The 19,738-nt window shown below is 73.7% G+C and carries 21 protein-coding genes; 7 read left to right on the top strand and 14 right to left on the bottom strand.

The window, feature by feature from the left end; genetic code table 11:
* Positions 1-131 precede the first annotated feature (131 nt).
* The gene (locus tag NITAL_RS22450; protein ID WP_052668534.1) at positions 132-653 is read right to left on the bottom strand and encodes a MarR family transcriptional regulator; all 522 of its coding nucleotides are present in this window, start codon (positions 651-653) and stop codon (positions 132-134) included.
* A 67-nt stretch (positions 654-720) separates the two neighbouring features.
* Between NITAL_RS22450 and NITAL_RS22445 the strand changes: the two genes are divergently transcribed.
* Positions 721-1,950 carry an FAD-dependent monooxygenase gene (locus NITAL_RS22445; protein ID WP_052668533.1) on the top strand — a complete coding sequence of 410 codons (1,230 nt, stop codon included), beginning with the start codon at positions 721-723 and terminating at the stop codon, positions 1,948-1,950.
* Positions 1,951-1,960: 10 nt separating this feature from the next.
* Here NITAL_RS22445 and NITAL_RS22440 read toward each other — a convergent pair whose 3' ends face one another.
* The 7 genes from NITAL_RS22440 to NITAL_RS22410 all read right to left on the bottom strand — a co-directional run bounded on the left by NITAL_RS22440 (position 1,961) and on the right by NITAL_RS22410 (position 7,443).
* Positions 1,961-2,674 (bottom strand): SagB/ThcOx family dehydrogenase, encoded by a 714-nt coding sequence (locus tag NITAL_RS22440; RefSeq protein WP_052668532.1) that lies wholly within the window; start codon positions 2,672-2,674, stop codon positions 1,961-1,963.
* Positions 2,675-2,713: 39 nt separating this feature from the next.
* On the bottom strand, positions 2,714-3,343 hold the full coding sequence (gene rdgB / locus NITAL_RS22435) for an RdgB/HAM1 family non-canonical purine NTP pyrophosphatase (RefSeq protein WP_052668531.1): 630 nt from the start codon (positions 3,341-3,343) through the stop codon (positions 2,714-2,716).
* Positions 3,340-4,044 carry a ribonuclease PH gene (gene rph / locus NITAL_RS22430; protein ID WP_052668530.1) on the bottom strand — a complete coding sequence of 235 codons (705 nt, stop codon included), beginning with the start codon at positions 4,042-4,044 and terminating at the stop codon, positions 3,340-3,342. The genes rdgB and rph overlap by 4 nt, the downstream gene beginning before the upstream one ends.
* Positions 4,045-4,074: 30 nt before the next feature.
* Complete coding sequence (locus NITAL_RS29280) at positions 4,075-5,061, bottom strand: CAP domain-containing protein (protein ID WP_052668529.1); 987 nt, start codon at positions 5,059-5,061, stop codon at positions 4,075-4,077.
* 216 nt (positions 5,062-5,277) lie between these two features.
* Positions 5,278-6,036, bottom strand: a complete 759-nt coding sequence (locus NITAL_RS22420) for an MBL fold metallo-hydrolase (RefSeq protein ID WP_052668528.1) — start codon at positions 6,034-6,036, stop codon at positions 5,278-5,280.
* Between the two features lie 71 nt (positions 6,037-6,107).
* Positions 6,108-7,046, bottom strand: a complete 939-nt coding sequence (locus NITAL_RS22415; RefSeq protein ID WP_052669961.1) for a pyridoxal-phosphate dependent enzyme — start codon at positions 7,044-7,046, stop codon at positions 6,108-6,110.
* Between the two features lies 1 nt (position 7,047).
* Positions 7,048-7,443, bottom strand: coding sequence for a MoaD/ThiS family protein (locus NITAL_RS22410; RefSeq protein ID WP_083441905.1), 396 nt, complete (start codon positions 7,441-7,443; stop codon positions 7,048-7,050).
* A 234-nt stretch (positions 7,444-7,677) separates the two neighbouring features.
* Between NITAL_RS22410 and NITAL_RS22405 the strand changes: the two genes are divergently transcribed.
* Both NITAL_RS22405 and add read left to right on the top strand, forming a co-directional pair.
* Positions 7,678-8,874, top strand: a complete 1,197-nt coding sequence (locus NITAL_RS22405; protein WP_052668527.1) for a winged helix-turn-helix domain-containing protein — start codon at positions 7,678-7,680, stop codon at positions 8,872-8,874.
* Between the two features lie 66 nt (positions 8,875-8,940).
* Positions 8,941-9,975 carry an adenosine deaminase gene (gene add / locus NITAL_RS22400; RefSeq protein ID WP_211262606.1) on the top strand — a complete coding sequence of 345 codons (1,035 nt, stop codon included), beginning with the start codon at positions 8,941-8,943 and terminating at the stop codon, positions 9,973-9,975.
* A gap of 37 nt (positions 9,976-10,012) precedes the next feature.
* On the opposite strand, the gene NITAL_RS22395 is transcribed toward add, so the two are convergent.
* The 3 genes from NITAL_RS22395 to NITAL_RS22385 all read right to left on the bottom strand — a co-directional run bounded on the left by NITAL_RS22395 (position 10,013) and on the right by NITAL_RS22385 (position 11,861).
* Positions 10,013-10,387: a hypothetical protein gene (locus NITAL_RS22395; protein WP_052668525.1), complete on the bottom strand. Its 375-nt coding sequence runs from the start codon at positions 10,385-10,387 to the stop codon at positions 10,013-10,015.
* Positions 10,388-10,413: 26 nt separating this feature from the next.
* Positions 10,414-10,821: a M67 family metallopeptidase gene (locus tag NITAL_RS28260; RefSeq protein WP_052668524.1), complete on the bottom strand. Its 408-nt coding sequence runs from the start codon at positions 10,819-10,821 to the stop codon at positions 10,414-10,416.
* Positions 10,822-10,904: 83 nt separating this feature from the next.
* Entirely contained in the window at positions 10,905-11,861 is a 957-nt protein-coding gene (locus tag NITAL_RS22385; protein WP_083441903.1) for a class I SAM-dependent methyltransferase, read from the bottom strand.
* Between the two features lie 57 nt (positions 11,862-11,918).
* On the opposite strand from NITAL_RS22385, the gene NITAL_RS22380 reads away from it, so the two are divergent.
* Together NITAL_RS22380 and NITAL_RS22375 are read left to right on the top strand one after the other, a co-directional pair.
* Positions 11,919-12,311 (top strand): TIGR03618 family F420-dependent PPOX class oxidoreductase, encoded by a 393-nt coding sequence (locus tag NITAL_RS22380; protein ID WP_052668522.1) that lies wholly within the window; start codon positions 11,919-11,921, stop codon positions 12,309-12,311.
* 61 nt (positions 12,312-12,372) lie between these two features.
* Positions 12,373-14,382, top strand: coding sequence for a GMC family oxidoreductase (locus tag NITAL_RS22375; protein ID WP_211262605.1), 2,010 nt, complete (start codon positions 12,373-12,375; stop codon positions 14,380-14,382).
* Positions 14,383-14,388: 6 nt separating this feature from the next.
* Here NITAL_RS22375 and selD read toward each other — a convergent pair whose 3' ends face one another.
* Positions 14,389-15,459, bottom strand: coding sequence for a selenide, water dikinase SelD (gene selD, locus NITAL_RS22370; protein ID WP_052668520.1), 1,071 nt, complete (start codon positions 15,457-15,459; stop codon positions 14,389-14,391).
* Positions 15,460-15,576: 117 nt separating this feature from the next.
* Between selD and NITAL_RS22365 the strand changes: the two genes are divergently transcribed.
* Positions 15,577-16,899: an NHL repeat-containing protein gene (locus NITAL_RS22365; RefSeq protein WP_052668519.1), complete on the top strand. Its 1,323-nt coding sequence runs from the start codon at positions 15,577-15,579 to the stop codon at positions 16,897-16,899.
* A gap of 32 nt (positions 16,900-16,931) precedes the next feature.
* Complete coding sequence (locus NITAL_RS22360; protein ID WP_052668518.1) at positions 16,932-17,585, top strand: VOC family protein; 654 nt, start codon at positions 16,932-16,934, stop codon at positions 17,583-17,585.
* Positions 17,586-17,618: 33 nt separating this feature from the next.
* Here NITAL_RS22360 and NITAL_RS22355 read toward each other — a convergent pair whose 3' ends face one another.
* Together NITAL_RS22355 and NITAL_RS22350 are read right to left on the bottom strand one after the other, a co-directional pair.
* Positions 17,619-18,635, bottom strand: a complete 1,017-nt coding sequence (locus NITAL_RS22355) for a L,D-transpeptidase family protein (protein WP_052668517.1) — start codon at positions 18,633-18,635, stop codon at positions 17,619-17,621.
* A gap of 64 nt (positions 18,636-18,699) precedes the next feature.
* On the bottom strand, positions 18,700-19,692 hold the full coding sequence (locus NITAL_RS22350) for a L,D-transpeptidase family protein (protein WP_052668516.1): 993 nt from the start codon (positions 19,690-19,692) through the stop codon (positions 18,700-18,702).
* Positions 19,693-19,738: the final 46 nt, after the last annotated feature.

Raw genomic sequence — 19,738 nt, 5'->3', positions numbered from 1 at the left:
CCGAGGTCACGTCCGTCCGGTCCACCTGTGGTGGGACCGCAACCCGAGGCGCCGACAACGCACGGTCACCAACGGAGCGTCACCGTCGCGTGACGTAGCGCGACCCGTCCACGGGCGGGGCAGGGATCCGGTCACGGCTGGACCCGATGTCCGTCGTCGCTGGCCAACGCGGTCGCGACCTGGTGCTGACGCCGAGCCGCCTCGCGCAGGAAGTGGGCGATGGTCTCGAGCTGGTCATCGCGATAGCCGGCGTACAGCTCCTGGAGCTCGGCGACCCAATCCGTGTACAGCGGCGTGAAGGCCTCCATCACGCGGTCGGTCTCGAGCTCGATGAGGACGCTGCGCCGATCGTCGGGGTTCGGGACCCTGCGGATGAAACCCCGGGCCCCCAGGGCGTCGAGGACACCGGTCACGGACGCGGGCGCGAGCCCCGACGCCTCCGCGAGCTGACGCGGGGTGAGGGGACCCAACCGGCTCACCAGGTCGAGCATCTTCTCCTGCGTGGCGCTGAGCCCGAGCTTCTCGGCGACGACGGCGTGGAAGAGGACCGTCGCCGCGCTCGAGGCACGGCCGGCGAGCTCCAGCTCCGCCAGCAGCTGGCGTCGGCGCGCCGACGGTGCGGCCGCAGGATCGTGGCGGGGTGGGGTTGCCATGACCCACAGCCTAGGCGTACAGTTATTTCGTTCGATCGAACTAACTACTTGTCGACGGGAGCGAGACGTGACCAAGGCCATCATCATCGGCGGCGGGATCGCCGGCCCGACGACGGCGATCGCCCTCCAGCGCGCAGGCATCGAAGCGGTGGTCCACGAGGCCTACCCAGGACCCGCCGACGACGTCGGTTCCGTCCTGACCATCGCGACCAACGGCCTCGATGCCCTCCGGGCGATCGACCTCCACGAGGTGGCACCCGCCGTGGGCTTCCCCACCGCGAGCAACGTGCTGCTCGACCACCGCGGCCGACGGCTCGGCGAGGTCTCCAACGGCGGGCGCCTCCCCGACGGGACCGTCGCGCACACCGTGGAGCGCTCACGCCTGCACGGGGTGTTGCACCAGGCGGCGCTCGACCGCGGCATCCCGGTGCGGTTCGGTCAGCGACTGGTCGCAGCCGAGCCACGCAGCGGTGGTGGCGTCGTGGCGAGGTTCGCGGACGGCACGAGCACCACGGGTGACGTGTTGATCGGCGCGGACGGGGTGCACTCGACCGTCCGCGGCCTCATCGACCCGGCTGCTCCTGCGCCGCGGTACGCGGGGTTGCTCAACTTCGGGGGCCACACACCCGGCCCCGGACCGGAGGGCGCGGCAGTCGGCACCTGGTACATGATCTTCGGCCGGCGCGCGTTCTTCGGCTACGTCGTCGCACCCAAGGGCGGGACCGCCTGGTTCGCCAACCTCCCACGGCACCGCACCACGGCAGCGGAGCGGACCGACACCTCGGCGGCGTCGTGGTCGCGCCACCTGCTCGAGGTCTTCGCCGAGGACCGCGGTCCGGCGACCGATCTGATCCAGCGGGGCCAGCTCACGTTCGCCGGCGCCAACACCTACGACCTCCCCTCGGTGCCGACGTGGCGTCGTGGTCCGATGGTCATCATCGGTGACGCGGCGCACGCGCCGGCGCCGTCCTCGGGGCAGGGGGCGTCCATGGCCGCCGAGGACGCCGTCGTCCTGGCCCAGTGCCTGCGGGACCACCCCGACGTCACCGTCGCCCTCGCCGCCTTCGAGGCCCTGCGCCGCGACCGGGTCGAACGGGTCGTCGCCCACGGGGCCCGCACGAGCAGCAGCAAGACCCCCGGCCCCGTCGGGCGGGCGCTCCGCGGGCTGCTGCTGCCCCTCGTCTTCAGGTTCCTGGTCACCGACCGATCGATGGCGTGGCTCTACGACCACCACCTCGAGTGGGACCGCTCCGTCCGGCAGGACGACGTGCGCAGCGTCGGGGCCTCCGGCGGCTGACCTCGGCGCGTCACAGCACCACGGCGTAGAGCGGCACCTCGTCCGGTGACCCGCCGACGAGGGTCGCCAGCGCCCGGTCGGCGAACCCGCCCAACGGACACGCCGGCAGGTCGGCCGCCGCAGCCAGCAGCAGCAGGTTCTGCGCGAGGTGGCCGGCCTCCAGCAGCGCGTACCGGTACCCACGGTCGTCGTGGTGGGCGGTCGCTGCGGGCAGGTCGACGCCGAGCACGACCGCGACCCGGGCGCGTCGCACCCACGTGCGCCCGAACACCACCTCGAGGTCGTCGGTGGGGTCCCCCACCGAGGTCGTGCGCAGCCCGTGGGCGTCGGGCTCGTAGCGGTGCACCCCGGCGTCCAGGCCGGTGCACCGCAGGGCGACGACGTCGATGCGCAGCGGGTAGCCCGCACCGGCGGACGGCTGCGGACGCCGGGCGTCGGCGTGCGTCCGAGCCGCGTGTGCGAGCAGCCGACCGAGCCGATCCAACTCGAGCGGCGCCTCCGCGGGTTCACGGCTCGTGCGGCGTCGGGCGAGCGCGTCGACCAGGGTCACCGAGGCGTCGTCGGCGTCCGGCACGTCCGGCAACGGGACGTCGACCGCCGGCGGTGGGGGCTGTTCGGCCGGCGAAGGCGGTGAGGCATCGGCGGCCGCGGCGATCCGTGCCTCGGTGAGGTCGGCCAGGTGGTGGAACGCACCGATCCGACGGGCAGCAGCGGGTTCGGGCACGTACCCCTCCTGGTGGCAGCCGATCGACGCCCGGCACGGTCACGCGGGGTCGAGCAGCCGCGCGACGTCCTCGGCCAGGGCACGGAACGCCGCGCCCCGGTGGCTGATGGTGTCCTTCTCCGCAGGCGCGAGCTGACCGTTGGTGCGGCCGCCGTCGGTGGCATCGGCCACGAAGTACGGGTCGTAGCCGAACCCCTGGTCGCCGCGAGGCTGGTCGACGACGCGCCCCTCCATGGTCCCGCGGCGGGTCACCTCGCGTCCGTCGACGGTGACCAGCGCGGCCACGCACACGAACCGTGCCGTCCGTTCGTCCTCGGGCACGTCCGCCAGAGCCGCGACGAGGGCGGCGTTGTTGTCGGCATCGGAGGCGTCGTCACCGGCGTACCGCGCGGACCGGACCCCCGGTGCGCCGTCGAGCGCGTCCACCTCCAGCCCCGAGTCGTCGGCCAGGGCCGGCAGACCCGTCGCCGCCGCCACGGCACGGGCCTTGATCAGGGCGTTCGCCTCGAAGGTGTCGCCGTCCTCGACCGGGGGCGGAACCCCGAGGTCGGTCATCGCCACCAGCTCGACGCTGCCGCTCCTGATCTCCGGGATGGACCCACCGAGCAACCGGGCGATCTCGTCGAGCTTGTGCGGGTTGCCCGTCGCGACCACCAGCCGAGGGGTCACGGCGCGACCTCCGCAGCAACGGCAGCGCGCTGGAGGACGAACAGCTGCTCGCAGCCGGCCAACGCGAGGTCGAGCAGCGCGTCGAGGTCCGTGCGGCCGAAGGGGGCGCCCTCGGCGGTCCCCTGCACCTCCACGAGCTGCCCGGCGGCGGTGGCGACCACGTTCATGTCCACGTCGGCGCGGTGGTCCTCCTCGTAGGGAAGGTCGAGGACCGGGCGGCCGTCGACCATGCCGACCGAGACCGCCGCGATCTGGCCGGTCAGCGCGGCATCGAGGCCGTGGCGGCGCATGGCACGAGCGAGGGCGACCCAGCCACCGGTGATCGCCGCGGTCCGCGTCCCCCCGTCGGCGTCGAGCACGTCACAGTCGACGGTCAGGGTCACGTCGGGCAGTGCGTCGAGGTCGACGACGGCACGCAGCGACCGACCGATGAGACGCTCGATCTCCTTGGAGCGGCCGCCGGGACCGTTGCGCTCCCGGCGGGATCGGGTGTCGGTGGCGCCGGGCAGCATCGCGTACTCGCCCGTGACCCAACCGCGGCGCTCGCGGAAGCGGGGGGCACCCTCCTCGTGCGAGGCCGCGCAGAGCACGCGGGTGTCCCCGGAGCGGATCAGGGCGGAGCCCGCCGGCTGACGCTGGGCATCCGGTTCGATCACGACGGGGCGGAGCTGGTCGTCGGCACGACCGTCGGCGCGGGCCACGCTGGTCCTCTCGGCTCGGGAGCCGGGACGCTACCGACCGGGGCGCCTCGGGCGGGCCGCACCGACCACGACCGCGCCAGCGATCGTCGCCAGGCCGAGGATCAGCGGGACGGAGCGGGGACCACCGTCACCGACCGGGAGGCCCACCCCGGCGTCGGGCAGCACCTGCAGCTCGATCGGAGGCGGCGGCTCGTCGTCGCCACCGGGCGTGGCCGTGGCCTGCGGAGCCGCCCCGTCACCGTCAGCCGGGCGATCGGCGCCAGCGCGACGCTCGAGCCGCTCGGCGAGGTCCCCCGGCGGCCCGATCGACCGAAGCTCCTCGGGCTCCTCGGGCTCGTCGGCCGCCGGTTCGGGTTCGGGCTCGGGGGCGCGCTCGGGTGCCGGCTCCGCGGTGGCGGCCGGCTTCGCGGCCGGTGCCGCCTGCGTGCTGGCGGTCGAGGTCGTCGCACGCGACGACTCAGCGGGTGTCTCGGACGGGGACGGCGACGGGGAGGGTTCAGGGGCCGGGGCCGGGGCACCCTGGTCGCGGAAGACGACGGTCGCGTAGACCTCGTCGCCGTTCGACGCGACCCCGAACCCGACGTCGGTCAGCGGGGACCGCAGGATGTTGGCGCGGTGGCCGTCGGATCCCATCCACATCTCGTGCAGGCGGGCGCCCGCGTCCCGGTACGACAGCGAGGACGGCACGCCACGTACGAAGCCGACGTTCTCGTACCAAGCCTTCGCCGGTTGCACCTGGTCACGCAGGTTCGGGTTGTGCTTCATCTGCCCGTCCGCCGCCTGGCGGTGGGCCCAGTCGCGCGCGACCGCATCCAGCTCGGCGGACCGCGGCACCGCGGCCAGGCCCGCCCGCGCCCGCTCGTCGGCGAACCGCTGGGCGATGACCGCCTCGGTGTCCCCAGGACCCGACCCGGCGGCGCCGAGCGCCGGGGAGGGCGCCACCAGCACGAGCAGACCGGTCAGGAGGGCCATCGCCGTGAGGACGTACGGGCGCAGCGCGGCGAGCGGGTGGGACAAGGCGGGACCTCGCGGGAGGGGTGGGGAGCCGCGCGGACCGTAGGCGGCGGACCCGGTCCAGTTCGAGCAGGCACCGCCGTTCGGACCCTGTCCGGCCGGGAACCCGCACGTCAGGCTCCGCCCTGGCTGCGCTCGGTGAGCACGGCGACCGCTCTCCGCCACCGATGCGCGACCCGCGCCTCGGACCGGTTCCCCCCGCGGACGGTCCGAGCCGCCTCAGATCAGCAGCCAGCTGCGCAGATCGTCGGCCAGGGCGAGGTCACCGGAGAAGGTCTCCTGCGCCTCGGCGAGGGAGCGGTTGCGGTCGAGCGACCCGAGCACGTGGGTCAGCACCAGCCGGTGGGCGCCCGCCTCGGTCGCGATGCGCCCCGCCTCGCGGGCCGTCAGGTGCATCCCGTCGGGGTAGCCCTCCCCGTCGCCCTGCCAGGTCGCCTCGCACAGGAACAGGTCCGCGCCGCGTGCGAGCTCGACGAGGGCGGGACCTCCCGCCGAGTCCGAGGAGTACACCAGGCTCACCCCGTCGACCTCGACGCGGCAGCTGACGGTGGGTACGGGGTGGATCGCGTCCGCGAGCTCGACGTGCATCGGCCCGACGTCGAACCGGTCGCCACCGGTGACCTCGGTGACGTGGAAGACCTCGCGGAACTCGAGCGCCGAATCGTGCGACAGCAGCCCCGTCAGGGTGTCGACCACCTCGAGGGCGGCGTACAGCTCGATCGGCTGGGGGCCGGAGGGGTGGAAGCGGAGCGCGTAGAACATCCCGATCAGGTCCACGCAGTGGTCCACGTGGCGGTGGGTGATCAAGATCGCGTCGAGGTCCTCCGGGCGCGTCACCCGCTGGAGGTTGGCGCTGGAGCCGTTCCCGCAGTCGACCAGCAGCTGCGCTCCGTCGGCACGCACGAGGTACCCCGAGCACGCCCGACCCGGGCCGGTGTGCGACCCGGAACTACCGAGCACGGTCACGTCGAACGACACGCGGTCCCCTCCCGTGGGCCTGCCGCCCGGGACGGAGACGGCCGAAGGAGCCTAGCCACCGGACCCGTGGATCACGCCCAGAGCGTCTCGCTGATACGCGCGGCGATCTCGGCCACGTCGCCGGGGGCGTACGCACCGGTCGACAGGTACTTCCACCCGCCGTCGGGCGACAACGCCACGATCCTCGAGCCCTCCGGGAGCCGGCCGCACACCCGCGCGGCCACCGCGAGGCTGGCCCCCGTCGAGACCCCGGCGAAGATGCCCTCCTCCTCGGCGAGGCGGCGGGTCCACTCGAGCGCCTTGCGGGAGTCGACCTTGATGCGCCCGTCGAGCACCGACTGGTCGAGCACCTCCGGTACGTAACCCTCGTCGAGGTTGCGCAGCCCGTAGACCAGGTCGCCGTACTCGGGCTCGGCGGCGTACACCTTGATGGCCGGATCCCAGCGCTTGAGCCGCCGCCCCGCACCCGTGACCGTCCCGCCGGTCCCGAGCCCCGCCACGAACGCGGTGATGTCCGGCAGGTCGGCGATGATCTCGGGTGCCGTCGTCTCGTAGTGGGCCAGCGCGTTGGCCGCGTTGCCGTACTGGAACGGCATGTAGAGGTCCGGGTCGGCGGCCGCCATCTCCCGCGCCAGCCGCACCGAGCCGTTGGACCCCTCGCTGGCCGGCGAGTGCACGATGTCGGCACCGAACAGCGACAGGATCTGCGCGCGTTCCTCGGAGGTGTTCTCCGGCATGACGCACGTCAGCGCGTAGCCCTTGACACGACAGATCGCCGCCAGGCCGATCCCGGTGTTGCCGGAGGTGGGCTCGAGCACGCGGCCACCGGGCTGCAGCTCACCGGATGCCTCGCCGGCCTCGATCAGGTACTTGGCGACCCGGTCCTTGACCGACCCGGTCGGGTTGTGGCCCTCGAGCTTGAGGTACAGGTGGTAGCCGGGCGGCGACAGGCGCGGCAGCCCCACGAGCGGGGTGTTGCCGACCGCCTGCGCGATGTCGTCGAAGCGCAACTCAGGCGCCAGCGCCACCCGCGGACAGGTGGCGCGGTGCGTGCTCGCTCCACGCACCGTTCGCGCCCCGAGCCCGGGACGACGCGCCACCCGCTGACAGGTGGCGCGGTGCGTGCTCGCTCCGCTCCGCGCCACCCGCGACCGCGGGCATGATCGAGATCTCGGCGTTCGGCTCGACCTTCGAGTCGAGCCCGTCGAGGTAGCGCACGTCCTCGTCGTCGACGTAGACGTTGATGAACCCGCGCAGCGCCCCGTCCTCGAACAGCGAGTCCTCGATGGTGGGGTGCTGGGACACGAGGCCGCCGAAGACCTCGCCGACCGTCGCGCCGTCGGCCTGGACCTTGGCGTCACCGCCGGTGTGCTTGCGCAGGACGGTGGGGATCCGGACGGTGGCCACGGGGTACCTCGATGCGTCGGAGCCGGGGATGCGGTGGGTCGACGCCGACCCACCGTGCGGCTGCGGAGGGTACCGCCGAGGGTCCACGCGACCCCACGCCACAGGGGGAACGCGGCGAGCTCCCGCGACCTTCCTGCCCCGCTCGCGCTCGCGGCGCCCCGGCGCCCCGGCGGCACGAACCGCACGACCGAACGTGCGTTCGTCGTCGCCCCGTGGCGACTAGCGTGCCCGGCCATGCGCACGATCTCGCTGCCCGTCGCCCGCCGCCTCGCGCTCACCGCGCAGGGGCTCGACCGCCCACGGCCACCGGCCACGACCCGACGCGACGTACGCCACCTACGTCGCGTCACGGCCGCCACCGACATCGTGCAGCTCGATTCGGTCAACGTGCTGGCGCGGGCCCACGAGCTGCCGTTCTGGTCCCGGATCGGCCCCCACGATCGCGCCGCCCGCGACGCCTGGTTGTGGGGCTCGCGCGAGCTGTACGAGGGGTGGATCCACGTGCAGTCGTGCACCTCCGTCGACGTCTGGCCGCTGCTGCACCACCGACGGGCCACACCGCTGAAGTGGCCCAGCCTCCAGCAGGTCGTCGAGGACGATCCGGGCTACGTCGAGAAGGTGCTCGACGAGGTCGCTGCCAACGGTCCGACGTCCGTGGCCGACCTGTCCGATCCGGGTGCGCGCAGCGGTCCGTGGTGGGGCAACCCGAAGGGCAAGGTCACCCTCGACTACCTCCACGTGCGCGGGGACCTGGCCGTCCACACCCGGACCGCCAACTTCGTGACCGTGTACGACCTCGCCGAACGCATCATCCCCGCGCACGCCCGCGAGTCCGAGGTCCCGCCCACCGAGGTCGCCCACCAGCGGCTGCTGCTGCGCGCCGCCCGAGCCCACGGCATCGCCACGCTGGCCGAGCTGGCCGACCACCACCGGCTGCGGGTCCCCGAGGCCCGACCAGCGCTCGCAGCGCTCGTGGCACGCGGCGAGCTCGACGAGGTGCGTGTCCGAGGACTGGAACACGAACCCCGCTACGTGCTGCCGGGCGCCCGCGCCGCCCGCACGATCCCGGCCCGCACGCTCCTGTCCCCGTTCGACCCGGTGGTGTGGCACCGCGGCCGGGCCGAGGCGCTGTTCGGCTTCCGCTACCGCATCGAGATCTACGTCCCCGAGGCCAAGCGCGTCCACGGCTACTACGTGCTGCCGTTCCTCCTCGGTGACCGGCTCGTCGCGCGGGTTGACCTGAAGGCGGACCGGGCCGGTGGCCGGCTGCAGGTGCGCGGGGCCTTCGCCGAGCCGCACGTCGACCGTGCGTACGTCGGGCGTGCGCTGGCCGAGGAGCTGTGCGAGCTGGGCGCCTGGCTCGGGGTCCCCGAGGTGGTCGTCGCCCGCAACGGTGACCTGGCCGATGCGCTGGCCGCCTCCCTCGGCTGACCGGGGTCGTCGTACGTCAGCGCTCGGTAGCGTCCCGCGACGCCGATGCACCGATCAGGACGTGACGTGGACCCGCAGCTGGCACGGCGCGCACCCAAGGTGTCCCTGCACGATCACCTCGACGGGGGGCTGCGCGTAGCCACCGTCCGCGACCTGGCCGGTCGGATCGGCCACCCGCTCCCGGCCGACGACGAGGAGAGCCTGCGCGCCTGGTTCTTCCAGGGTGGTCGCGGCGCCGACCTCCCCCGCTACCTCGAGGCGTTCGACCAGACCGTCGCCGTGCTCCAGCGCGCCGACGCACTCCGGCGCGTCGCGTGCGAGTTCGCCGAGGACCTCGCCGACGACGGCATCGTCCACGGTGAGGTGCGGTACGCCCCCGAGCTGTCGACCGCCGGTGGCCTGACCTACGACGAGGTCATCGACGCGATCCTCGCCGGCTTCGCCGAGGGGCCCGCGGACGTCGAGGTGCGCCTCATCGTCTGTGCGCTGCGCCACCTCGACCACGCCGCGGCGGCCTTCGCGGCGGCGGGGAGGTTCGTGGACCGCGGGGTCGTCGCGGTCGACCTCGCCGGCCCGGAGGACGGGTTCCCCGCCACGGCACACGCGGCGGCCATCGGCCTGGCCCGCGAGGCTGGTCTCGGGGTGACCCTGCACGCCGGCGAGGCGTTCGGACCCGCCTCGGTCGCCGACGCCCTCGACGCCGGTGCACAGCGGCTCGGCCACGGGGTCCGGATCGTCGAGGACCTCGGCGAGGACGGTGCTCCCGGCCCCGTCGCCGCCCGGGTCCTGAGCGCCGGCATCCCCCTCGAGGTCTGCCCGACCTCCAACGTCCACACCGGCGTGGCCGCGGACGTGGCCGGCCACCCGATCGCACGGCTGCGGGACGCGGGGTTCCGCATCACGCTCAACACCGACAACCGCCTGATGAGCGACGTCACCCTCACCTCGGAGGCGCTGGCCGTCCACGACGCCTTCGGTTGGGGTCTGGCCGAACTCGAGGAGGTGACGGCGACCGCCGTCGAGGTCGCGTTCCTGCCGGACGGCGAGCGGGCCGTCCTCCGGGACCGCGTCGCCCGTGGCTACGCAGCCCTCCGCCCCTGACGTGCCAGCCCGCCCGCCACGGAGCCGTGCCCGCGGCTCACCGGTCGGCGGAGCCGTCACGACGGGACGGGAGCGCCTCGCGAGCCCGGGCCGGCGCGCGCCCGAGCTTGGCCAGGGTCGTGTCGGAGTGGTGCTGGAGGTGGGCCGGGTCGAGGTGTTCGAGCGCGCGCTCGCGCTGCGAGCGCGTCATGGGTGGGAACGAACCGACCACCTCGCGCTGGGCCGCATCGAGCACGACCCAGTGCTTGCCGTCCTCGTCCTCCCACGCACCGATGGAGCCGTCCACGCGGCGGGCGTGCTGGTAGGCCTGCCAGTACGGCTGGGCCTCACGCCGCAGCTTGTTCAGGACGATCGGGCCCACCACGGGGCCGTAGCGTCGCAGCGCCTTCGCCACCGGCACCCACACCGCCACGTCTCGTCCTCCCGTCGGGGCAGCCGTCAGGCCGCGCTGTCGCGCACCAGCACGCGCTTCTCGGACACCTCGCCGTCCACGATCGAGAACGCTCGGACGTCGGGCCGGTCCCGGTCCTGCAGCGTCACGATCAGGTAGGTCGCCTCGGGGTAGGCCGCGAGGCGGATGTCGGTCGCCGAGGGGTAGGCCTGGGTGTGGGTGTGCGAGTGGTAGATCGCGAGCCCCCAGCCCTCGTCCTCGATCTCGCGCATCGCCCGCAGCAGCTGCTTGGCGTCCATCACGTAGTAGGTCATGGAACGTTCGGCGTTGTCGATCGGGTAGTGGGCGCAACTCCCGTCGGCGCGGACGCCGAGCAGCCCGCACACCTCGTAGGGGAAGTCCGACCACGAGTGCTCGACCAGCAGGTCCCAGGTCGCGGGATCGAGCTCGAACACCTCGTCGTGGGGGGTGTCGATGGCGGCAACCTCCTCGGACGCCGGCGACCAGCCGACGCGGCGGCTCGACGGTACCGGACGTCTCAGCGCCGCTGGAGCCAGCGGTAGGGGGCCGCGGCGAACCGGACGAGAGGGTGGCCCGTGATGCGTTCGTGCCGGGCACGCCACCGGTCGCGCTCGGCCTTCACCCGGTCCCGTTCGGTCTTCACGCGATCGAGCTCGGCGGCGGCCTCGCGCAGCTCGGCATCCCGATCTGACCTCGCCGCGAGCGCGAGGTCGTGGAGGCCGCGCAGGAGGTGGTTGGGCGGGGCGGCCGCCCGCCCCACGGTCGGTGCCTCGCCGTGGGGCGCTCGCCGCAGGACCCAGACCGGCTCGGCCGCCTTCACCCCGGTCGCGGCCACCAGTTCCTCGCCGAGCACGTCGACCGGGTGGATGCGCGGTCCGCTGAGACCGGCCTCGGCCAGCCGCGTCTCGAAGTCGACGCCGTACAACCGGACGTGGTCGGCCTGCCCGAACCGGGCGATCCGCTCCTCCTCCGGCGCATCCGGCTCCTCGTCGGTGGCGCGTGAGGCGCGGAAGGGGACCTGGACCAGCGCTCGACCGCCAGGACGCAGGACGCGCGCGATCTCACGCATCGCGGCGCGATCGTCCGGGACGTGCTCGAGGACGTGGTAGCAGAGCAGCAGGTCGACGGCGTCGGACGCGAAGGGGAGGTGGGTCACCGATCCCCGGACGTCGACGGCCCGCCCGTCAGCGTCCGGGTCGAGATCGACGCGGACGTACCTGCCCACCCTCAGCTGGTCGAGCTGCGCGGTGGTGTACCGCGACGGGGCGATGTCGACGACCGTGGCCGCGTGCGCCAGCGTCGGACCGAGGCCGTCGAGGAGCACCGCCAGGAACCGGTGCCGCTCCAACGCCCCGCAGCTCGGACACCGTGCGTTCGGTCGGGATCGGACACCGCCGGGCCGGAACCCGTCCACGGGCCGATGGCACGTCGGGCAGAAGTGCTGGATGTGGGTCACGGCGTCGGCTGGACTCATACGGTTCGACCGTAGCCACGGAACGCGTGGTGTCTGCCCGACCAGGAGACGGTGACGATGGCACTCGACGAGGACCTCCGCACGCTCGCGACCGGACCCAACTTCGCGGCCCTGACCACGTTGTTCACGGACGGAACGCCGCAGACGCAGGTCATGTGGGTCGACGCCGACGACACCCACGTCCTCATCAACACCGAGGTGCACCGGCAGAAGTTCCGGAACGTCGAGGCCGATCCGCGGGTGACCGTCGCGATCATCGACCACGAGGACCCCTACCGCTACATCGAGGTCCGCGGCCGGGTCGTCGAGGTCACGCGGGGGGACGAGGCGCGCGCCCACATCGACGCGTGTTCGCGTCGGTACTTCGGCCGCGACTACCCGAGGGCGGTCGAGTCGGAACGGGCCATCCTGCGGATCGCTCCGGACCGGGTCAACAAGCGGGGGTACTGACCCGTCGGACGGAGCTACGGTCGCCGCCCACCGGCTGGGAGGCATGAGGGTGGTGGAGACCGTGGGAGCACGGGGCGACGAGGCGACCGGGCTCGACGATCGGAGGCGGGTCGTGCTGGCCGCGCTGGCCGACACCTTCGCCCCGGCCGTCCGGCCGCCGGCGGCGGAGCGGGACGATCCGCACGGCTTCTGGGCGCGGACCGCCGCCGACGTCGGCGTGGGACAGCTCCTGGCCGACCGCCTCGAGGAGCTGCTCGCACTCGACGAGCTGGCTGAGCTCGGCAAGCTCCTCGACCTTCTCCGCGTCACCGGCTTCGCCCGCCTGCCGCAGGGCGGACGTGAGCGGGTCCTGGCGACCCTGTCGGCCGTCAACCCGGAGGCCAAGCTCGGGCTCGACGGCATCCGTGGGGTGGCGCTGCAGCTGTTCTACGGTGCCGTCGACGTGACCGGCAGCAACCCCAACTGGCCCGCCCTCGGCTACCCGGGTCCTCCCGAGGTCGCCACGGGGCCGCGCTCGCTGCGGGGGTTCGTCCCTGACACGGCCTCGGGCACGGTCGAGCTCGAAGCGGACGTGGTGGTCGTCGGGTCGGGCTCGGGGGGCGGTGTGATCGCTGGCGAGCTCGCCAGCCAGGGTCTGGACGTGGTGGTGCTCGAAGCCGGGGGCCACCACGAGGAGGCCGACTTCCCCGCCGACGGGATGTCCGCCCTGCGGGAGCTGTACTGGCGGGGCGGGTTGAACCTCACCGCCGAGGGCAACATCGCCATCCTGGCCGGCGCGACCCTCGGGGGCGGCTCCACCGTCAACTGGCAGAACTGCGTGCGACCGCCCGAGGAGGTCCGCACCGCCTGGGCGCAGGAGCACGGGCTGACGGGGCTCGACGGCCCGGCGTTCGACGAGCACCTCGACGCGGTGCTGACACGCATCTCGGCCACCGACAGCTGCACGGACCTCAACCCCACCAACCAGCGGCTCGCCGACGCGGCGGACCAGCACGGCTGGGCGTGGTCGAAGGCGGTCCGCAACACCGACCCAGCGACCTACGACCCGGCGACGGCCGGACACGTCGGCTTCGGCGACCGGACCGGCAGCAAGCAGGGGACGCTGCGCACCTACCTGCGTGATGCCGAGGCTGCCGGCGCACGGATCATCACCCGGGCGACCGCCACCCAGGTGCTGCGCGCGGGGGGCAGGGCGGCGGGTGTCGAGGCGGATGTGACGCTGCCCAGCGGGGATCACATCGCGCTGCGGGTCCGGGCCACGGACGTGGTGGTCGCCTGCGGCGCGCTCGAGACCCCGGCGCTGCTGCTGCGATCGGGGATCGGGGGCCCCGCCGTGGGCCAGCACCTGCGCCTGCACCCGGTGCCGGTGCTCACCGGGGTCTACGACGAGGACCTGCGCGCGTGGTGGGGCCCGCCGCAGGCGACCATCGTCACCGAGCACCGGGCCGCGGTCGAGGGCCACGGCTACCTCATCGAGACCGCCCACCTGAGCCTGTCGATCACCGCGGTGACGCTGCCGTGGCGGTCGGGCCGCGACCACAAGCTGCTCATGGGTCGGTTCGCGCACCTCGGGACGTTCATCGCGGTGACGCGCGACCACGGCACCGGCACGGTGACCCTCGACGCGCAGGGCCAGGCCGAGATCCACTACCCGCTCGACGACCCGCTCGACGAACGGGTCCGGCGGCACGCCATCCGGTCCCTGATCGAGCTGCACGTCACCGCTGGCGCGAAGGTGATCATCGACTCCCACCGCGACCTGTTGCTGTGGCGCCGGGGCGAGTCCGTGGAGGACTTCGTCCACCGCTCGCAAGAGGCCGGGTTCGGTGCGGGAGGCCGGGTGCTGTTCAGCGCCCACCAGATGGGGTCGGCCCGGATGGGTACGGATCCGGCCACCTCGGTCGCGGACCCGACCGGGCAGCTCCACGACGTCCCGGGCGTGTGGATCGGCGACACCTCCGCCTTCCCCACCGCGGTGGGGTCCAACCCCATGCTCACCTGCATGGCGCTGGCGCGGCGCACGGCCCACACGATCCTCGCGCTGCGGCCCCCAGCCACCTCCTCCAGCTGACGCCGCCTACCGCACCTCGGTGCGACCCGACGGGTCGTCGGTGAGCTGCCCGATGCGGGCAGCGTCGTGGCCGGCCGCGCGCAGGCCGTCGACCAGCTCCTCGGCCGCTGCTTCCGGCAGCGCGAGCAGCAGCCCGCCGGAGGTCTGCGCATCGGCGAGGACGACCAGGTCGTCCTCGGCCACGGTGAGACCGACGTCGAGGTCCGCACGGGCGTGCGCCAGGTTGCGCTGGGTGCCGCCGGGGATCTCCTTGGCGTGCAGGAGCGGATCGAGTCCGGGGAGGCGCGGGACGGCGGCCACCTCGAGGCGGGCGCCGGTCCCCGAAGCGCGGGTGATCTCGCGCAGGTGGTTGAGCAGCCCGAACCCGGTCACGTCCGTGCCGCACCGTCCGCCGAGGTCGAGCGCGAGCTGGGCCGCGGTCCCGTTCGGCCGAGTCATCTCGGTCACCGCGGCGGCGTAGAGCTCGGCCAGCTCACCGCCCGGGGCGGTCGCGTCCGGGTCGCGGCGCTTGACGGCCGTGGTGGTCAGGCCGGTGCCGAGCGGTTTGGTCAGCACGAGCGCGTCGCCGGGGACGCCGCCGGCGTTGGTGAGCATCCGGTCGGGGTCGACCTCGCCGACCACCGCTTGGCCGTAGAGCGGCTCGGGACCGTCGATGGTGTGACCGCCGGCGACCACCCATCCCCCCTCCGATGCTGCCGCCTGCCCGGCGGACAGGACGGTCGCCAGGAGGCTGAGTTCGAGCTGCTGGGCCGGCCACGCCGCGAACGCCAACGCGAACAGCGGGGTCCCTCCCATCGCGTGCACGTCGCTGCCCGCGTTGACGGCCGCGATGCGACCCCAGGTGTCCGCATCGTCGACGATCGGCGTGAACACGTCGATGGTGGCCACCAACGCCCGCCCGTCCGGCCGGCGCCACACGATGGCGTCGTCGCCGTGCTCACGCCCCACGAGGAGGTCGGCTGCTCCGGTCGGCGCGATCGCTCCCAGCACCGAGGCGAGGTCACCCGGCCCGAGCTTGCAGGCGCACCCGGCACCGTGGCTGTAGGCGGTCAGGCGTGGCGTCGCGGAGGTCTCCATGACCAGGAGCGTAGGCCGTTGCCCGACGCGGTCGACCGCTGGGGAGCCAAGATAATAGGAACCGTTCCGAGAACTGTGTTACGTTCCTCCGTCTCACCCGTGGAGCGGAGGCGAACCATGACGAGGACACGGTGGCTGGCGCTGACCGCCGCCACGATGCTGGTGACGGCGTGCGGCGCCGGCGACGACACCGCGGACGCCGACAGCGCCACCGCGCAGGACGCGGCGACCGCTGCGACCGGCGACCCCGAGGACGACACCGAGGACGACACGGAGGACGAGGAGGCGCAGGTCGGCGAGGACGATCGCCAGGAGCACGACGACCCGCAGCGGCGCCTCGTGGTCGCCGAGGACGAGTCCGGCGGCGTGCTCCTCGTCGACCTCGATGCGTGGGAGGTCACCACGACCCTGGACCTCGGCGGCCCCGTGGTGACGCACGGCGCCGCGCTGACCGAGGACCGCCGGTTCCTCCTGCTCCCCCACGAGGACGCCGTCAGCGTCGTCGACGGTGGCGTGTGGTCCTCCCGCCACGGCGACCACGCGCACCACTACTCGGCCGATCCGACGGTCGTCGGGCGGATCGAAGGACCGAAGCCCTCCCACCTCGTCAGCGCCGGCGGGCGCAGCGCGCTGTACTTCGACGGCAGCGGCGAGGCCCACCTCCTCGACGACCAGGCGCTCCGGGACGGGGATGCGGCACCGGTCGCGACCGTCACCACCGGCGAGCCGCACCACGGCTTCGCCATCCCTCTCGGGGACGAGTTGCTCGTCACCGTCCCCACACCCGACATGGTCGACATGCCCGACCGCGTCGGTGTCGCCGACGAGGACGGGATCGTGAGCGACGAGTTCACCTGCACCAAGACCCATGGCGAGGCGGTGCTCGACGGCGGCGCAGCAGCGGCCTGTGAGGATGGCGTCCTGATGGTCACGGCCGCCGGCGAGCGCTGGGACGCGACGCACGTCCCGTACCCCGACGTCGACGACGTCGACCCCTACGAGTACGGCCCTGCCCGCGCGTGGGTGCTGGCGGCGCCGGACGGCGTCGACTGGCTGACCGCGCCGCTCGGCGCACGCCACGTCCTACGGGTCGACCCAGCAGCGGGGACCGCCGAGGCCTTCGATCTCGACCAGGACGTCGCCATGTTCGGGTTGGCGGCCGACGGCGAGGGTCGCCTGATCGTCCTCACCACCGACGGAGCACTGCAGGCCCTCGACCCCGAGGACGGCACGGTGCTCGCACGGCGTGAGGTCATCCCGCCGTTCGAGGAGGGCGATCCCGGACGGCCCTTCCACCGGCTGGTGCGCTCCGGTGACCACCTCTACGTGACCGACCCCACGACCGACACCGTCACCGAGGTGGCGACCGCGGACCTGACGGTGACGCGCACACTGGAGCTCGACCTCACGCCGGGGTTCCTCGGCGTGCTGGGCGGCTGACAGACGGGCCCCCGACGGGAGAGGAGACCCACGTGCACATCGACCACGTCGTCCTCGCGGCGCGCTCGCGCCGCGACGCCGAGCGGGCCCTGACCGAGGCCGGGCTCGGCGTCGCCCGGGGTCGCGAGCTGCCCGGCCTCGGGCTGTCCAACCTGGTGGTCCCGCTCGGCGACGCCTTGCTCGAGGTGCATTACCCCGACGGGCGCACCCCGGACGCCGCAGCGCCCCCGCTGCTCCGGATCGACCGAGCAGCGCTCGAGGCCGACCCCGAAGAACCGCTCGTCCCGGTCGCCTGGATCGTGGCCTACGAGCGGGAGGACGAACTGCGCGACCTCGCCTCCACCAACGACGCCCCCATCCACGAGTCACCTGCCGAGGGGCCAGGCTTCCCGCCCTACGTGCTCGCGGGCTTCGGCGCGACCTTCGACCGCCCCTGGCTCCCGGCCCTGATCCACTGGCCGGTCCCACCGGCTCAGCGGCCCGCAGCGCTCGCGGCCGACCACCGCCGTCACCCCACCGGCATCCAACGGCTGGACGTCGACGGGCCGGCCGACGACATCGCGGCGTGGTGCGGAGGGCACCCTCCGGCTCTGCGCTGCGGCCCGGGGCACAGGGGGCCACGGGCCGTCACGGTCGGGTTCGCCGACGGTGGGTCCACGGTGTTCGGGGCGGAGGGCGCTGGCTGAGCCACGGGCGGTCCCGTCGGCGCCTCGCGGGCGTCAGGGTGTGAACACGTGGGTGCCGCCGTAGAGGACGACCTGGGTGCCGTTGGGGACGCGCTGGAACAGCCAGCGACCGTCGGCCATCGCGATCCGTACGCACCCCGAGCTCGCCGGGCCAGCCGGCACGTTCGGCGAGCCGTGGATCGCCCACGGGCCGTAGAAGTACATCGGGTCCCACATCGAACCGATGCCGTAGCTCGACGGCTTCTCGCCCGCGATGCGGCGGCCGATGGTGAACGTGCCGATGGGCGTCTCGGCCCGCAGGACCTGACCGTCCTGGCTCTCGAACGTGCCACCGCGCCCGGTGCTGGCCTTCATCGTGGTGACCCGTCGATCCCCCTCCACCAGGTGGAGCACCTGGAGGTCCATGTCGACCTCGATGCGGGTGGACGGACCACCCCGCAACGTGGGCTCCTTCGGTGAACCGTCGAGGGCCGCCAGCGTCTGCGGCCCGAGGGCGCCGTCCACGCTCAGGCCCTGCACGGCCTGGAACGCCATCAGCGCCGAGGCCGTCTGCTGCCCGAGGGCGCCATCCGCCGAACCGACGAGGTAGCCGAGCTCGATGAGCCGCTCCTGGGCGTCGACCAGCTCCTGCTTCTTCGCCGCCGCCGCACGCTCGGCCTCGCGGGCCGCCTCCTCCGCGAGCCGGGCTTCCTCGGCGATGCGCTCCTCCTCGGCCAGGCGTTCGGCCTCCTCTGCCTCGGCCGCGAGCCGCGCCGCCTCCTCGGCCGCCGCCGCCGCAGCCGCTGCCTCCTCCGCTGCCAGACGCTCCGCCTCGGCCTCCTCGGCCACCAGGCGCTCCGCCTCGGCGAGTCGTTCCGCCTCCGCGTCGGACGACGTGCCGGACGGGGCCCCGGCGGCCGCCGGTTCCGCGGCCACGTCCCCGCCGCCCTGGAGCACCACCGCCGCCGTGGCGATCACGGTCACCGCGGCGACCGCGCCTGCCACCACCATCCACCGACGACGTACCCCCGTGCCGTCCTGCATGTCACCACCCGCGTCACCGCTGCTCACAACGTCGCTCCGAAAGCTCGCCCATCGGGCAGCAGCCTGCCAGAACCGGCACCGTGAAGCGCGGTCAGTTCGGTGAGAAGGTGTGCTGTCCGCCGTACAGCACGACCGACGTACCGTTCGGGACGCGGTCGAACAGCCAGATCGCGTCGGCGCGACTCACCCGTACGCACCCGTGGCTGGCGGGTCCGGCCGGTACCGAGTTCGACCCGTGGATCGCGAAGCCCTTGTAGTAGTACATGGGGTCGTAGAGGGTCCCGAGGCCGGACGACGACTCGCGCAGGCCCGCGATGCGGCGCTCGATGGTGAAGCTGCCGACGGGGGTCCGGGCCCGCGCGGTCCCACCGCTGAGGGTGGGGTACTCGGCGCCGTTGCCGGAGCTGACCTTCAGCGTCACCACACGGGTGCCGCCCTCCACCAGGTGCAGGACCTGCCGGTCGAGGTCGACCTCCAAGCGCGTCGCCGGTCCGTCACGCAGCACCGGCTCGGCCAGCGGCTCGGCCAGCGTCGCGGTGGTCTCGGGGCCGAGGATGCCATCGACCTGGATGCCGTTGACCGCCTGGAACGCCATCAGCGCCGCCGTGGTCTGCTGGCCCTGCTCACCGTCGACCGCGCCGACCAGGTAGCCGAGCTCGACCAGCCGCTCCTGCGCGGCGAGCAGCGCCTGACGTGCCTCCTCGGCCGCTCGTGCCTCCTCGGCCCGGCGTTCGGCCTCCAGCCGCTCCTCCTCGACGCGGGCCGCCTCCGCCGCCGCGCGTGCCGCCCGCTCCGCTTCGGCCTGTTCCGCTGCCGCCCGGTCAGCTGCCGCCCGCTCGGCCTCCTCCGCCGCGCGCTCCTCCTCCGCCTGACGGTCGGCGGCGATCCGCTCCGCTTCCTCAGCGGCTGCGTCGCCCTCGGTCGGGTCGGCCGGCGCCGCCTCAGCCTCCACCTCGCCCGCGGTCACGGGGGTCCGCGACGGGACGCCGGTCGCGGTCGCCGCGGCCCCAGCGCCGAGGACGACCAGCGACAGGCCGACGATCCACGGCAGCACCCGCCGGTGCTCCACCTTGCTCGATCCCACGTTCCGCCCCCGCTCCACCACCCCGCGCACGCCCGTGCGGCACCCA

Source organism: Nitriliruptor alkaliphilus DSM 45188 (assembly GCF_000969705.1).
Classification (GTDB): domain Bacteria; phylum Actinomycetota; class Nitriliruptoria; order Nitriliruptorales; family Nitriliruptoraceae; genus Nitriliruptor; species Nitriliruptor alkaliphilus.
The sequence above is the reverse complement of the archived record's forward strand: the minus strand, read 5'-3'. Positions and strand labels throughout refer to the sequence as shown.